This is a genomic window from Pseudonocardia aurantiaca (assembly GCF_039526725.1).
In the GTDB taxonomy this organism is placed as follows: Bacteria; Actinomycetota; Actinomycetes; order Mycobacteriales; family Pseudonocardiaceae; genus Pseudonocardia; species Pseudonocardia aurantiaca.
The window spans coordinates 798,201-812,446 of the sequence record NZ_BAAAJG010000008.1; the positions used below are offsets into that span (position 1 = coordinate 798,201).

At 72.5% G+C, this 14,246-nt stretch carries 12 protein-coding genes and 1 pseudogene; 7 read left to right on the top strand and 6 right to left on the bottom strand.

The genetic code is table 11. The features are described from left to right. Positions 1–9 precede the first annotated feature (9 nt). Positions 10–1,440: a form I ribulose bisphosphate carboxylase large subunit gene (locus tag ABD143_RS13665; protein ID WP_343976648.1), complete on the bottom strand. Its 1,431-nt coding sequence runs from the start codon at positions 1,438–1,440 to the stop codon at positions 10–12. Between the two features lie 195 nt (positions 1,441–1,635). After that, the gene (locus ABD143_RS13670) at positions 1,636–2,289 is read right to left on the bottom strand and encodes an RICIN domain-containing protein (RefSeq protein ID WP_343976651.1); all 654 of its coding nucleotides are present in this window, start codon (positions 2,287–2,289) and stop codon (positions 1,636–1,638) included. Positions 2,290–2,554: 265 nt separating this feature from the next. Between ABD143_RS13670 and ABD143_RS13675 the strand changes: the two genes are divergently transcribed. Together ABD143_RS13675 and ABD143_RS13680 are read left to right on the top strand one after the other, a co-directional pair. After that, positions 2,555–3,829 (top strand): YibE/F family protein, encoded by a 1,275-nt coding sequence (locus ABD143_RS13675; protein ID WP_343976654.1) that lies wholly within the window; start codon positions 2,555–2,557, stop codon positions 3,827–3,829. 354 nt (positions 3,830–4,183) lie between these two features. Then, a complete protein-coding gene (locus ABD143_RS13680; RefSeq protein ID WP_343976657.1) occupies positions 4,184–5,185 on the top strand; it encodes an arabinan endo-1,5-alpha-L-arabinosidase in 1,002 nt (333 codons plus the stop codon). An 83-nt stretch (positions 5,186–5,268) separates the two neighbouring features. On the opposite strand, the pseudogene ABD143_RS13685 reads toward ABD143_RS13680, so the two are convergent. Together ABD143_RS13685 and ABD143_RS13690 are read right to left on the bottom strand one after the other, a co-directional pair. Then, a pseudogene (locus tag ABD143_RS13685) lies at positions 5,269–6,230 on the bottom strand (D-2-hydroxyacid dehydrogenase family protein). A 38-nt stretch (positions 6,231–6,268) separates the two neighbouring features. Further along, the gene (locus tag ABD143_RS13690) at positions 6,269–6,574 is read right to left on the bottom strand and encodes a hypothetical protein (protein ID WP_343976660.1); all 306 of its coding nucleotides are present in this window, start codon (positions 6,572–6,574) and stop codon (positions 6,269–6,271) included. 386 nt (positions 6,575–6,960) lie between these two features. Between ABD143_RS13690 and ABD143_RS13695 the strand changes: the two genes are divergently transcribed. Beyond that, entirely contained in the window at positions 6,961–8,421 is a 1,461-nt protein-coding gene (locus tag ABD143_RS13695; protein WP_343976663.1) for a hypothetical protein, read from the top strand. 3 nt (positions 8,422–8,424) lie between these two features. On the opposite strand, the gene ABD143_RS13700 is transcribed toward ABD143_RS13695, so the two are convergent. After that, the gene (locus ABD143_RS13700; RefSeq protein ID WP_343976664.1) at positions 8,425–8,874 is read right to left on the bottom strand and encodes a universal stress protein; all 450 of its coding nucleotides are present in this window, start codon (positions 8,872–8,874) and stop codon (positions 8,425–8,427) included. Positions 8,875–9,013: 139 nt separating this feature from the next. Between ABD143_RS13700 and ABD143_RS13705 the strand changes: the two genes are divergently transcribed. The 3 genes from ABD143_RS13705 to ABD143_RS13715 are packed head-to-tail and all read left to right on the top strand — an operon-like array spanning position 9,014 to position 11,805. Beyond that, a complete protein-coding gene (locus tag ABD143_RS13705) occupies positions 9,014–9,484 on the top strand; it encodes a DUF6319 family protein (protein ID WP_343976667.1) in 471 nt (156 codons plus the stop codon). A gap of 20 nt (positions 9,485–9,504) precedes the next feature. Then, entirely contained in the window at positions 9,505–10,929 is a 1,425-nt protein-coding gene (locus ABD143_RS13710) for an SDR family NAD(P)-dependent oxidoreductase (RefSeq protein ID WP_343976670.1), read from the top strand. A gap of 15 nt (positions 10,930–10,944) precedes the next feature. After that, positions 10,945–11,805: a metallophosphoesterase gene (locus ABD143_RS13715; RefSeq protein ID WP_343976673.1), complete on the top strand. Its 861-nt coding sequence runs from the start codon at positions 10,945–10,947 to the stop codon at positions 11,803–11,805. Positions 11,806–11,811: 6 nt separating this feature from the next. On the opposite strand, the gene ABD143_RS13720 is transcribed toward ABD143_RS13715, so the two are convergent. After that, positions 11,812–12,963: a CaiB/BaiF CoA transferase family protein gene (locus ABD143_RS13720; protein ID WP_343976676.1), complete on the bottom strand. Its 1,152-nt coding sequence runs from the start codon at positions 12,961–12,963 to the stop codon at positions 11,812–11,814. 151 nt (positions 12,964–13,114) lie between these two features. Between ABD143_RS13720 and ABD143_RS13725 the strand changes: the two genes are divergently transcribed. Beyond that, the gene (locus ABD143_RS13725) at positions 13,115–14,218 is read left to right on the top strand and encodes a glycosyltransferase (RefSeq protein ID WP_343976679.1); all 1,104 of its coding nucleotides are present in this window, start codon (positions 13,115–13,117) and stop codon (positions 14,216–14,218) included. Positions 14,219–14,246: the final 28 nt, after the last annotated feature.

Sequence of the window (14,246 nt, forward strand, 5' to 3'; positions counted from 1 at the left end):
GCTGCTCCTTCAGTTCCCGGTGGGCGTGGCGACCACGTCCGGGGTGTCGGTGGAGGCGTAGTCGAACGTGATGTCGCCCCAGGTGGCGAGTGCGACGTCGAGCTCGCGGCAGCGTTGCGCGGCCGTCTTCAGGATCTCCTCGCCCTCGGCGAGGAAGTCCCGCCCCTCGTTGCGCGCCTTGATCATCGCCTCGACGGCCACACGGTTGGCGGTGGCGCCAGCGGCGATGCCCATCGGGTGCCCGATGGTGCCGCCGCCGAACTGCAGCACGGCGTCCTCTCCGAGGTGGTGCAGCAGCTGGTGCATCTGTCCGGCGTGGATCCCGCCGGACGCCACCGGCATCACGCCCGGCAGCGACGCCCAGTCCTGGTCGAAGTACAGGCCCTTCACCGGGTCGGCCGGCACGTGGTCGAGCCGCAGGGTGTCGTAGAAGCCCGAGACGATGTTGGGGTCGCCCTCGAGCTTGCCGACGACCGTGCCGGCGTGGATGTGGTCAACCCCGGCGAGGCGCATCCACTTGGCGATCACCCGGAAGCTCACGCCGTGGGTCTTCTGCCGGGTGTATGTGCCGTGCCCGGCCCGGTGCAGGTGCAGCAGCACCCCGCTCGCGCGCGCCCAGTTGCTCATCGACTGGATCGCCGTGTAGCCGACCGTCAGGTCGATCATGACGATGACGGTCCCGAGCTCGCGGGCGAACTCCGCGCGCTCGTACATCTGCTCCATCGTCGCGGCGGTGACGTTGAGATAGTGGCCCTTGATCTCACCGGTTGAGGCCTGGGCCCGGTTGACCGCCTCCATGCAGAAGAGGTACCGATCGCGCCAGCGCATGAACGGCTGGGAGTTGATGTTCTCGTCGTCCTTGGTGAAGTCGAGCCCGCCGCGCAGCGCCTCGTACACGACCCGCCCGTAGTTGCGGGCCGAGAGCCCGAGCTTCGGTTTGGTGGTGGCACCGAGCAGCGGGCGCCCGTACTTCCCCAGGTACTCGCGCTCCATCACGATCCCGTGCGGGGCCCCCGGAAACGTCTTCACGTAGTGCACCGGGATCCGCATGTCCTCCAGGCGCAGCGCCTTGAGCGCCTTGAAGCCGAAGACGTTGCCGATGATCGAGCTGGTGAGGTTGGCGATCGAGCCCTCCTCGAACAGGTCGAGGTCGTAGGCGATCCACGCGATGTACTGGCCCGGTGCGCCGGGCACGGCCTGCACGTCGTAGCACTTGGCCTGGTAGTGCTCGTGCGCGGTGAGCCGGTCGGTCCACACGACGGTCCAGGTGGCGGTGCTGGACTCCCCCGCCACCGCGGCGCCCGCCTCCTCGGGGGGCACCCCGTCCTGCGGCGTGATCCGGAAGGCACACAGGATGTCCCTGTCCTTCGGCACGTAGTCCGGCTGCCAATAGCCCATCTCCGCGTACGGGATGACGCCTGCGCTCCACCGATCGGTCACCGGCCGCTCCGTCCTGTTGGCGACGCCCGAGTTTGACAGCCGGACGTATGGACAATCAATCAAGTCTTCGGGGCAAACACTTCACCTTTTGCTTGATTGTCGGCACATGGCGCGGGTCGCGGCCGTCGCGTGGCGGCACGCTGATCCCGTGACGTGGCTGGGGTGGCGGGCCGCCACCGAGCGGGCCGCCCGATCTCAGTTGACGACCGGTCCGGGCCGCCCCCAGTCCTGCGTCCGCACCAGTTCCCATTCCTGGTTGACCGCGTTGGGCGCGCTGAACCTGGTGATGCAGTCCCACGCCATCAGCCCCGTGCCCTGCCTCGGCGGCGCGGGAAAGTTGGCGTTCCCCGCATCCAGGCACCGCGTGCCGCGGTTGAAGTAGTTCTCCATCACGGTGCGGGTCCCCGGGAGACACTGGCTCCGGTTCGAGCACTCCGAAGGGGTCTTCGGGATCCTGCGGACGCGCCACATCTGCCGGGCGTCGGCGCTGCACTCGGCCTGCCGCACTGCGGCACCCGAGCGGTAACCGTCGGTCCGCAGGCACAGCCCGGAGTGCACGGCCCGCAGCAGGAACCACGCCGGGCGCGGGTCGGGAAGGGTGCCGATCATGATGCGCTCGACGGTGAACTGCTGGCTCGCGCCGCCGTTGTGCGGCCAGAGGATCGCCGGCGCCCCGGGAGCGCGGCTGTTCGCCTGGATCTCGACCATCATCCCGGTCCGGGGGTTGACGATGTGGTAGTGCTCGGGCCGGGCCGATGCCGCGCTCAACGCCATGGCCAGGGCCGCGATGAGCGCTGCCAGGCCACTGAGGCGCAGTGCCCGGGGCCGGCCGGGGTGTTCGCTGCGCACAGTGTCTCCTCACTGTGACGTGGACGTCACCGGGAAGACGAGCGCGGGCGACGCTGACACCCGCCAGTCGGCCGACGTCGGGTCATGTCGGTTGTGCCCACCCATTATGTGACTGTCGAGGCATTTCGGGGTGGTGTGCGCGGAGATCAGCCCGCCGGTTGAGGGTCGTCCGGCAACTCTTGATGCGGGGAAGCGCGACGAGGCCGCCAGCGGTGACGGAAAGGCCAGCGAGCTGATCGAACTCCGGGACGGCAGGATCTCCCGCGTGCGCCCGCCGAACACCTCGCCGCCTCAGCCCGCGCCCCACCGGACCGGAGCGCGGCACCGCAGGCCTGGCCCCGACCCGCACCTACCCGAGGGCTCGGACGGGCACGGCCACGGGCATGATCACGGCCCACCGAGGCCGGCCGACCGGCGGGTCCGGATCCTGATCACGGCGCTGCTCGTTCCCCTGGCAGTCGCGACCCTGGCCGGGCTGATCCTGCTGCACCCGGCCGCCGGGTCGGCGCCCCCAGCCGCTGACGCAGCGGCACGGTTCGACGGTCATGTCACCACCGCCACGGAAGCTCCCTGCAGCGAGGACCCCACCGACACGGGCTGTGTTGCGCTCACCGTCGAGGTGTCCGACGGTCCGCTGGCCGGCACCGCGATCGTGGTCGTCGAGTCCGCACCCCACGGCGTCGCCCCGTTCGGGCCCGGCGACGACGTCGTGCTCGTCTCGGCGGGAGGCAGCACGTCCGACCCGGGGACCTACCAGGTGAGCGACTTCCAGCGCGGCACTCCGCTGCTCGCGCTCACCGTCCTCTTCGCCGCGGCCGTCGTCGCCCTCGGCCGGTGGCGCGGCGTGGCCGCCCTCGGCGCGCTGGGCCTGACCGGAGCGGTGCTGGTGCTGTTCGTCCTGCCTGCGATCCTCGCCGGCCAGAACCCGCTCGCCGTCGCAGTGGTCGGTAGCGGTGTCATCATGTTCGGCGCCCTGTACATCACCCACGGCGTGTCCGCCCGCACGTCCGTTGCCCTGATCGGCACGATGGCGAGCCTGCTGCTCATCGGCGCGCTCGGGGTCGCCTTCGCCGCCCTGGCCCGCCTGACCGGCGTCACCGAGGACACCGCGGCCCTCGCCGCAACGCTTGGCTCACCGGTCGACGGGCGCGGACTCGTGCTCGCCGGGCTGGTGATCGGCGCACTCGGCGCCCTGGACGACGTCACCGTCACCCAGACCAGCGCCGTGTGGGAACTGGACGCCGCCGATCGCGGGTCACGGCCCCGCGCACTGTTCTCCTCCGCGATGCGGATCGGCCGCGACCACGTCGCCTCCGCCGTCAACACCCTCGTGCTCGCCTACGCCGGCACCACCCTGCCGCTGCTGCTGCTGTTCTCCGTGGCCGAGCGCGGACTGCTCGACACTCTGAGCGTCCAGGTGATCGCCACGGAGGTCGTGCGCACTCTCGTCGGCAGCATCGGCCTCGTCGCCGCCGTTCCCCTCACGACCGCGCTCGCCGTGGCGGTCGTACGCCACGGTCGCTCCCACTACAGCCGGTGAGCGGTTCCCGAGCGCTAGTGTCCCCGCGCCGCAAGTCCGCCACATATCTCGACGGCCCAGCTCCCCGCTGGACGCACCGGCGCACGGCCCGAGTACGCCCGGTACATGGAGCAGGCCAAGGGCACGCTCAGCCCCGGTCACGACTACGGCGACGAGTTCGAGTTCGGGCTGGATCTGATCCTCGATGGGCTAGAGAGAGCGGCCACTCGGCCCAGCGCCTGAGGCCTGAGGCTCCCGCACGCGCCTCCCTTCGGGTGGTTGTGCGGGGCGCGGCGCGAGCGTCGGACTGCCCGTGGAGCACCGCCGTCCTACCGTGGCATCTCCATCCGGCCGGATCCGATGATGGAGGACGAGGTGCGACTCGCCCCGTGCGTGGCACTCGCCGCGCTATTCACCGCCGTGACACTGCTGGTACCCACCCCCGCCTCGGCTGCGCCTGCGCGGCTCACGGGTGACCTCGCCGCGCACGACCCCGCGCTGGTCAGAGGGGGCGTTGGGCAGGACTGGTACGTCTTCTCGACCGGTGACCCCGCGATCGGCGGGGGCACGATCCAGATCCGCACGTCGCCGGACGGGCAGAACTGGAGGTTCGCAGGCACGGTGTGGGACGCGATGCCGGCGTGGGTCACGGCGGCCGTGCCGGGCGCGAACAACCTGTGGGCCCCCGAGCTCCACCGCTACGGCGACACCTACTACCTCTACTACGTCGCCTCGGTGTTCGGCACCAACAACTCGGTGATCGCCCTGGCCACCAACACCACCCTCGACCTCAAAGACCCGCGCTACAACTGGGTGGACCGCGGCGAGGTGCTGCGCTCGTCGCCCGGCAGCGACTACAACTCGATCGACCCGGCGATCATCGAGGACGCCCGGGGCATCCCGTGGATGGCGTTCGGGTCGTACTTGAGCGGGATCAGGATGGTGCAGCTGCAGTGGCCGTCCGGCCTCACCGCGTCCTCCGGGGATGAGCTGCTGCACCTCGCGGACCGACAGGAGTCGCCGAACGCCATCGAGGCGCCCTTCATCTCGCTCCACGACGGCTGGTACTACCTCTTCACGTCGTGGGGCCAATGCTGCAAGGGTGTGGACAGCGACTACCGGATCGTCGTCGGGCGCTCCCGCGCGGTCACCGGGCCCTACCTGGACCGGGACGGGCGCAGCCTCCTGAAGGGCGGCGGGACGACCCTTCTCTCGACGTCGGGCGACCGCGTCGGCCCGGGCGGCCAGTCCGTCTCCGACGGGGTGCTCGCCTACCACTACTACGACGCGAGCGCGGGCGGAGCGCCACGACTCGGCCTGCAGCAGCTGTCCTGGAGCAACACCGACGGCTGGCCCGAGCTCGTCCCCGAGGTCTGACGGGTTAGCGACTCGCGCGCATTTCTGCAGCGACTCGCGGGAAACGCCGCGAGTCGCTGGATTCGGGTGCGCGAGTCGCGGTATCAGGGCGTGATGGTGCGGACCGGGGCGCCCTGGAGGTACGCCGCGATGTCCTCGACCACCTCGCGGTGGAAGACCGCGTAGTTCCGCTTCGTGACGTATCCGAGGTGCGGGGTCGCGAGCACGTTCGGCAGCGTGCGGAACGGGTGGTCGGACGGCAGCGGCTCCACGTCGTACACGTCGAGGCCTGAACCGGCGATCCGGCCGGCCCGCAGCGCCTCCACCAGCGCGTCCTGGTCGACGATCGGCGCCCTTGAGGTGTTCACCAAGTACGCGTCCGGCCGCATCCGCTCCAGGTCGTCAGCGCCGATGAGGCCACGTGTGCGTCCGAAAGCACCAGGTGGATCGTCACGACGTCGGCCGCCGCGAGCAGTTCCCCCTTGGACCCGGCGAGGCGCACCCCGCCCGCCTCCGCGGCCTCGGTCGTCAGGTTCTGGCTCCAGGCCACGACGTCCATCCCGAACGCCCGCCCGATCTGCGCCACCTGCGAGCCGATCCGGCCGAGCCCGACGACGCCGAGGACGGAGCCTGCGAGGTCGGTGCCGACCGTGCGCTGCCACGGCCCGGCTCCGGTACGCAGCCCGGTGTTCTCGGGGGTGACCGCGCGCACCAGGCCGAGGATCAGCGCCCACGTGAGCTCCACGGTCGGGGTGACGAGTGAGCCTGTGCCGCACACGACGACACCGCGCTCTGCGGCCGCGGCGACGTCCACCGAGGCGTTGCGCATACCCGTGGTGACCAGCAGCCGGAGGTTCGGCAGCCGTTCCAGCACCGCCCGCGGGAACGGCGTGCGTTCGCGCATGATCACGACGATCTCGTGTTCGTGCAGAGCCGCGACGAGCGCGTCCTCGTCGTCGATGTGCTCGCGGAACACGTCGACCTCGACGACGTCCCACACTGGCGACCAGTCGGCGGCGGTCAGCGCCACCCCCTGGTAGTCGTCGAGCACCGCGCACCTGCGCATCACGTGTCCTTCACGAGATCACCCTGCCATGTGGGGGCTCAGGTGCGTGCGCGCGGCGGTAGGCGTTCGGGGTGGTGCCGCGCATGGTGCGGAACAGGGTGGTCACCTTCTTGAACGCCTGCCCGAACCGCCCCGCGGTAGCGGTCGCCCCCGTCGATCTCCGTCTCGGTACGCAGGGTCCTCCCAGCAAGCGTCACGAACACCATGTGCTCGTCGACGCAGACCAGACCGTCGGAGTCGGGGCCTGGATGCCAGCGGGCGAGCTCCAGCCCCACCCCGTCCCAGCCGAACTCGCGCCGGGACGAGCGCCGGCCACCGTCCCAGCGTGCTTGCTCGCGTGCCATGAAGGGGATGGTGCCCATAAGCCGGTATACGAGCAGTGAACGCTACCTCGCCTGAACGTGGCCCCAGACGGCCCAACACACAGTTCACGGACCGTGATTTGCGGCTTTTTCCGGCTGCCACCTTCCCCGACCGTCATGGGCCCGATCCCCAGGGTCTGCTAGTCCGTTCGCCGCGATCCAATCCGACGAACGGCGGAACGTCCGCTCCACCCGTTCGGCAAGCGGTGCTTCAGCCACGCCGGACGGCGATCGGGGCTGTTCAGGTGATACTCGACGAGCGGGCAAAGAATATCTGGCCAGCCGATACGGACCAGGAGTACGAAACGAGCTCCCACCTGCAACAACACCTGGGAACAAACGCCGATCCTCCTTAGGAAGGCCCGACCGTGGCCCCTTTTGTCCGCGCGCACCCCAGCAGTCCCCGAACTCCGGCCACGGTTACCGTCGCCGAGCTCCTCGCCCGCCAGGACGCCGGGACGGGACCGGAAGCCGTCGGTGCACCGGAGGGCGACCCGCTCGACGCCGACGACGTCCCGACAGAGCCCATCTCGGTGGCGGCCCTGCTGCGCCGCGAGGGGTGCGGGCCGCACACGGCCGACCGGCCGCTGCTGCCCAGGGGCCACTCCCGTCCGGTCACGCCGCCCCCCGGACGGTCCCGGCGGAACCTGGGGACGGTGACCGCAGCCGCCGGGGTGCTGTTCGCCGCCGGCGCCGTCTTCGGCACTGCCCTCGTCGACAACACGCTGCGCCGGCCCACTCACCCTCCCGACAGCGTGACGAACACGCCCGCCGGCGAGCAGGGCGGGGCCGGGGAAGCGCTGCGGGCGTTCATCGCCGAGCCCGACGCAGGCACGCTGGTCAGCGGAGGCACGCTCGCCACCCTCCTCTTCGCCGATGCGATCCCGGGCTCGGCGACGGGGGCGCTGGAGGGCGCGGACCCGTTCGGCGGGGCGATCGACCGGCACCGGGTCGTGTGGGCAGACGGGCAGGGCACAGGGGCGGGGCCGACGTACCGCGCGAACGTGTTCCCGATCGGCAAGCCGCCAGACTCGGCGGGACCCGTTGCTCCAGCGGACGGAACACCGCCCGGCGGCACCCCTCCAAGCGGCGGGACTCCCGGCGGCGAAGCAGGTGGTCCGGGGGGCGGCGGTCCCGACACCCCAGCCCGGGCGCCCACCGTCGTGCTCCCGCTGCCGGAGGTCTCGACGCCCCCCGTCGAGATCCCGGGCGGCACGGCCGACGTCCCGGTCGTCGGCCGGGTGCGCACGCCCGTCGCCACGATCTCCGAGGCGCGGGTGGCGCCACCTCAGGTGGCGCTCACCGCGGGCGCGGGCAAGGCCGAGGTGGCGAGCTCCCCTGCGGCGGTGGGAACCCCGGACCTGCGGCTATCAGAGGCCGAGGCCGGCCCCCTGAGGGTTTCGCGCGCCGAGGTGGCCGTGCCCGATGTGGAGGTGTCCGCCGCACGGGTCACGGCATCGGCCGGCTCCCCGCCGGAGGTCGCCCTTCCAAGTGTGAAGGTCTCGGGCGCCGAGCTCGCCACGCCGGACGTGGAGCTCGGCGACGTCAAGGTAAAGCTGCCCGACGTGAAGCTGCCCGACGTCGAGGTGCCCGCAGTGCGCCTCGGCGGGGACCACTCCGGAGCCGACACGGGCGAGACCGCCGAGGAGACGGACGAGGCCACAGACGAGACTGCGGAGGAGACGGACGACACCGCGGAGGAAACGGACGACGCCGTGGAGGAAACCGTCGAGACAGTGGACGAGACGGTGCGCGAGACGACGGAGAGCATCACCTCGACCGTCCGTTCGCTGGGCGAGGCGGCCGCCGCCGCGCTCGACCAGGACTGACCGTCACGGGACCACAGTGACCGGCCACCGGCCGGCCCGCACCGCACGCACGGCGACCGACCCGAAGAGCCGGTGCGCGGCCTGGGTGCTGGCGCCCACGAGGATCGCGTCGGCCCGCACCTGCTCGGCCACCCGCGTCAGAGCCAGCACGGGGTCGGCCGCGCACACGACGAGCTGCGTGTTCACGCCGTGCTCGGCGCCGAGCGTCTCGACAGCGCTGCGCAGCTCTTCGCGGAGCTCCTCCGCCGACGTGTCGATCAGCGGGAGCGCGAGCGCCCCGCTGCCTGCGTAGGCCGCCGCGGGAAGGGTCTCCGCGTACACCGCCACCACCCGCGAGCCCTGCCGGCGGGCCTGACCGACCGCGTAGTGGAACGCCCGCCAACCGGTGTCCGAGCCGTCCACGCCGACCACCAGGGCCGACGGCCCGTCGTCCCCCATCTCGAACGTCGCCATGGCCGTTCCTCCCGCCGCATTGCGCTGCCGCCAAGTATATAGCTTTGCTAAGCGATTCGCGGCGATCCCGAAACGCGCACGTCGAACATGTGTTCTATGATCGCCCGCATCCGCCCCCAGCACGAGGAGCACCCACACCATGACCCCGCCGAAGGACCCGAACCCCGCCGAGGCCCCTGCGGACACCGAGGCCCCGGTCAGCGTCGCCACCACGGGCAGCGCCGCGGAGAGCACCGAGGAGAGCGCCGCGGAGAGCATCGAGGACGGCGCCGCGAGCGCCGCGACCCCGGAGTCGGGCAAGCGCCGCCGCGGCCGCCCCAAGGGCTCCGCCGCGCGCACCACCCGCACCATCGAGCTGACGCTCACCGTCACCGGCACGGCCGACGGCGAGTGGGAGGCGGAGCTCAAGCAGGGCAGCACCTGGCTGAGCAGGGGGCTGCCGGTGTCGGCGGCCGCCGTCTCGCGGGCGGCGCAGGAGCTGCACGCCGAGCTCGCCGAGCCCATCGACGCCGTGATCGACGCGGCGAGAGAGCAGCGCGCGGCCCGCGTGGCTGCGCTCGAGGCCGAGCTGGAGCAGGCGCGCAAGGCGCTGGCGGAGATCGGCGCGTAGCTCGCACGTACGCTGCCCGAGTGTCCGGTATCGACCCCGACGACCTGCAGACGTGCCTCCGGGTGCTCGCCGAGGTCGACGAGCTGCCTCCCGAGCACCCGGACGCCGTGCGCATCCGCCGGGCCACGGCCGGGATCTACAAGTCGGTGAAGCTGCGCCGCCGGGCGGAGAAGCAGGCCGCGGTGGCGGCGAACGACGATGCCGTCACGGCGGCCACGGCCACCGGCGCACCCGGCCGGATCGACGACGAGACGCAGGGCCTGCCGCTGGTCTCCACCGTCTCCGGGGCCACGGCCGGCACCCTGCTGCGCTCACGAGCGTGCTACACGTGCAAGAACCGCTTCCACGTCGTCGACGCCTTCTACCATCAGCTCTGCCCGCCGTGTGCGGCGCTCAACCGCAGCAAGCGCGACGCCCGCACCGACCTCGCCGGCCGCCGCGCGCTCCTGACCGGGGGCCGCGCGAAGATCGGGATGTACATCGCGCTGCGGCTGCTGCGCGACGGCGCCAACACCACGATCACCACCCGGTTCCCGAACGACGCCGTCCGCCGCTTCTCGGCGCTCCCCGACAGCGCCGACTGGCTGCACCGGCTGCGGGTGGTCGGCGTCGACCTGCGTGACCCGGCCCAGGTCGTCGCGCTCGCCGAGTCGGTGGCGGCACAGGGCCCGCTGGACATCCTGATCAACAACGCCGCGCAGACGGTCCGCCGCTCCCCTGGCGCCTACGCACCCCTCGTGGCGGCCGAGCGGGAGCCGCTGCCGTCGGGATCGCCGGTGGAGGTGATCACGTTCGGTCACGTGCGCGACGCGCAGCCCGCCGCGATCGCCGGCGCCACGGTGCCCGCGCTCGACGCGCCGGCCCTCACCGCGCTCGCGATGACGGCGCGCAGCGCCTCGCCCGAGCGCATGAGCGCCGGCACCGCGATCGACGCGGGTGGCCTGCTGCCGGACACGGCGCCGGTGAACAGCTGGACGCAGCACGTCGACCAGGTCGACCCGCTGGAGCTGCTGGAAGTGCAGCTGTGCAACCAGACCGCGCCGTTCATCCTGGTGAGCTCCCTGCGCGCGGCGATGGCGGCCTCGCCTGCCCGGCGGAAGTACGTGGTGAACGTCAGTGCGATGGAGGGCCAGTTCAGCCGCGCCTACAAGGGCCCCGGCCACCCGCACACGAACATGGCGAAGGCCGCACTGAACATGCTCACCCGTACCAGCGCGGGCGAGATGCTCGAGACCGACCGGATCCTGATGACGGCCGTCGACACCGGCTGGATCACCGACGAGCGGCCGCACCCCACCAAGCTTCGGCTGGCTGACGAGGGCTTCCACGCCCCGCTCGACCTGGTCGACGGCGCGGCCCGGGTTTACGACCCGATCGTGCGCGGCGAGGCAGGCGAGGACCTCCACGGCTGCTTCCTCAAGGACTACGCGCCCACGAACTGGTGAGCCGATGATGGCGGGGTGACGATTCCAACGCCCGCGCACACCCTCGTCCAGCTCACCGACCTGCACCTCGTCGCGGAAGGCGACGACCTTCCCGGCGGCGTCGACACCGCGGCCGTGCTCGAAAGCGCGCTGCAGACGATCGCCGGGGCCGGGATCGTCCCGGCCGCCCTCGTGCTCACCGGCGACCTCACCGAGCACGGGCGGCCCGAGGAGTACCGGCGCCTGCGCGCGATCGTCGAGCCCGCGGCGGTGCGGCTCGGCGCGCCCCTGGTCTACGCCGCAGGCAACCACGACGACCGGGCGGCGCTGCGGGAGCACCTGCTCGGGTTGCCCGGGTCGGCGGCGCCGCTAGACCACACCGTCCGGGTCGGCGACCTGCGGATCATCGTGCTCGACAGCACCGTGCCCGGCCATCCGCACGGCACCCTGGAGCCGGAGCAGCTGGCGTGGCTGCGTACCGAGCTGTCCGAACCGGCCCCGGCCGGCACCGTGCTCGCACTGCACCACCCGCCGCTCCCGAGCGCGGTGCCGCTCGCCGCCTCGATCCCGCTCGTGAACCGGCCCGAGCTGGCGGCGGCTCTCGCCGGCTCCGACGTCCGGCTCGTGCTCGCCGGGCACACGCACGTGGCAAGCGCGGGCACGCTCGGCGGCATCCCGGTCTGGACGAGCGGCCCGCTGGCCACCACCGTCGACGCGCTGGCCCGAGGTTCGGTGCTCCGCACCCTCGCCGCGCCGTCGGTGAGCCGCATCGACCTGTTCGCCGAGGATCTGATCACGACGTCCGTGCCTGTGGGGGCGGCGGTCATGGGCGAGGTGCCGGAGGACCGGATGGAGCCCGCCCTCGCCCGCTTCCGCGTGGCCGCCAGTTTCGCCTGAGCGTGGTCACTCCGACAGCCAGCGCAGGATCGCGTCCGTGTGCTCGCCGACGGCCGGGATCGGGTCGATGCGCGGCGGGCGGCCCTCCAGGGTGATCGGCGGGAGCAGCGTGCGCAGCGGGCCTGCGGGAGACCCGACCTCGGTCCAGCGCTCGCGCGCCGCGAGCTGCGGGTGCTCGAGCACCTCGGCCACCTCACGGCGGCGCGCGTGGGCGATCCGGGCCGCGGCGAGCCGGGCGCTCACCTGCTCGCCGGTCAGCTCGCCGAACACGGCGTCGATCTCCGCATGCAGATCCGGGCGATGCTCCACCCGCAGCGCCCCGGTCCGGAACCGCTCGTCGCCGGCGAGCTCCGGGCGCCCGAGCACCGTGGCGCAGAACGCCTCCCACTCCCGCTCGTTCTGGACGCCCAGCACGACCTCGGTGCCGTCTCCCGCCGCGAACGTGCCATAGGGCGCGATCGCCGCGTGGCTGGTGCCGGTGCGCCGGGGTGGGCTGCCGCTGCCCGCCGTGTACTGCAGCGGGAAGCCCATCCACTCGACCAGCGCGTCGAAAAGGCTGATCTCCAGGTGTGTCCCCGCGCCGGTCCGCTCGCGGTCGTAGAGCGCCGCCAGGATGCCGGAGAAGGCGTACATCCCGGCGCCGATGTCCGCGGCCGGGATGCCACTCTTGGCGGGCTCGTCGGCCGTCCCCGTGACGGACACGAGCCCGGCCTCGGACTGGATCAGCAGGTCGTAGGCCTTCGCGTCACGGTAGGGGCCGGACGGGCCGTAGCCGGAGACCGAGCACGTGATCAGCCGCGGGAACTGTGCCCGCAGGGCTTCGTGACCCAGCCCCAGCCGTTCCGCCGCCCCCGGCGCGAAGTTCTGGACGAAAACGTCGGCGCGGGCGAGCAGGCGGGGCATCACGGCGTCCGCGCCGGCGCCCGCGTCGGCCTTGAGGTCGAGCGCGAGGCTCTCCTTCGATCGGTTGAGCCAGACGAAGTGGCTCGACAGGCCGTTGACGGTGGAGTCGTACGCCCTGGCGAAGTCGCCGTCGCCCGGGCGCTCGATCTTGATCACCCGCGCCCCCAGCTCGGCGAGCTGGCGGGTGGCGAACGGGGCGGCGACCGCCTGCTCGCAGGAGACGACGACGATCCCGTCCAGGGGCAGCGGCTGCACACAGGCATCATGCCTCCCCGGCTGCCGCCCTCCAGACTGCCTGGATCCTCGCGCGAGGCCTGACCCGACTCGGGGCGGATCCGGCCGCCGGTAGGGTCGGCCGCCGTCAGGAGCCCGGCCCGCCGGGTAACCCGCACCTCTCGGAGGGCCCGTGAAGATCGCGCACCTCGTCCCCACGCTTCACCCCGGCGGTACCGAGACCGGGCTGGTCGACCTGGCGGGCGCGGCGCGCGAGGCAGGGCTGGAGCTGGAGGTGATCGCGCTCGCGGCCACGTCCGAGACGAGCCAGGTGAGCGCGCTCCAGCGGCTCGGCGTGCCGGTCACCGAGCTGGGGCTCGCCCGCTGGGACCCACGGGCAGCGCCGCGCACGGCCGCGCTGCTGCGCGGGCGCCGCGTGCAGCTCCTGCACACCCACCTGCCCGCCGCGGACGTCGTCGGCTCGGCGGCCGCGGCGCGCCTGCGGATCCCGGTGGTCTCGACGCTCCACCGCATCCACGACCAGCCCGCCGACCGCGGCAACCGGCTCAAGCGCAGCGCGAAGATCGTGGCCCGGCAGCGCTTCACCGCCAGGACGATCGCGATCTCGCAGGTGCAGCGGGAGTGGTACCGCGGGCTCGGCGCGGGAAGCGATGTGGTGATCATCCCGAACGGTGTGGTCGACCCCGGGCCCGCCGACCCGGACGTGCGCGCCGACCGGCGTTCCGCGCTGGAGGTGGGTCCGCGGGAGGTGCTCGCGGTCATGATCGCCCCGATGCGCCGCGACCAGGGCCACGAGCTGCTTCTCGACGCGCTGGAGGCCCTGCCCGACGGGCTGCCGCTCGCGGTCGCGCTGGCGGGCGACGGACCGCTGCGGCCGTGGCTGGAGTCGCGCGTCGACACGAGCCCCGACCTGGTCGACCGCGTCCGGTTCGTCCACCGCCACCAGGAGCCCAGCACCCTGCTCGGGGCAGCCGACCTCGTGCTGCACACCGGCCGCGCCGGCGCGGCGCCGACAACGCTGCTGCGCGCCATGGCCGCCGGGCTGCCGATCGTGGCCACCAGGGTCGGGAACGTGCCGGAGATCGTCACCGCGGCCACAGGCGTGCTGGTCCCGCTCGGGGCGCAGCCGATCGCCGACGCGATCGTCGCCCTCACCGAGGACGGCGCCCGCCGCGAGCGGCTCGGCACCGCGGCGCGCGCCCGCTTCCTCGCGGAGTTCGAGGCCGTCGGATGGGCGCGGCGGCTGCGCGCGGTGTACGAGGATCTGCTGGGTTAACCGGTCGACGGTGGCTGCCGGGGCCGCC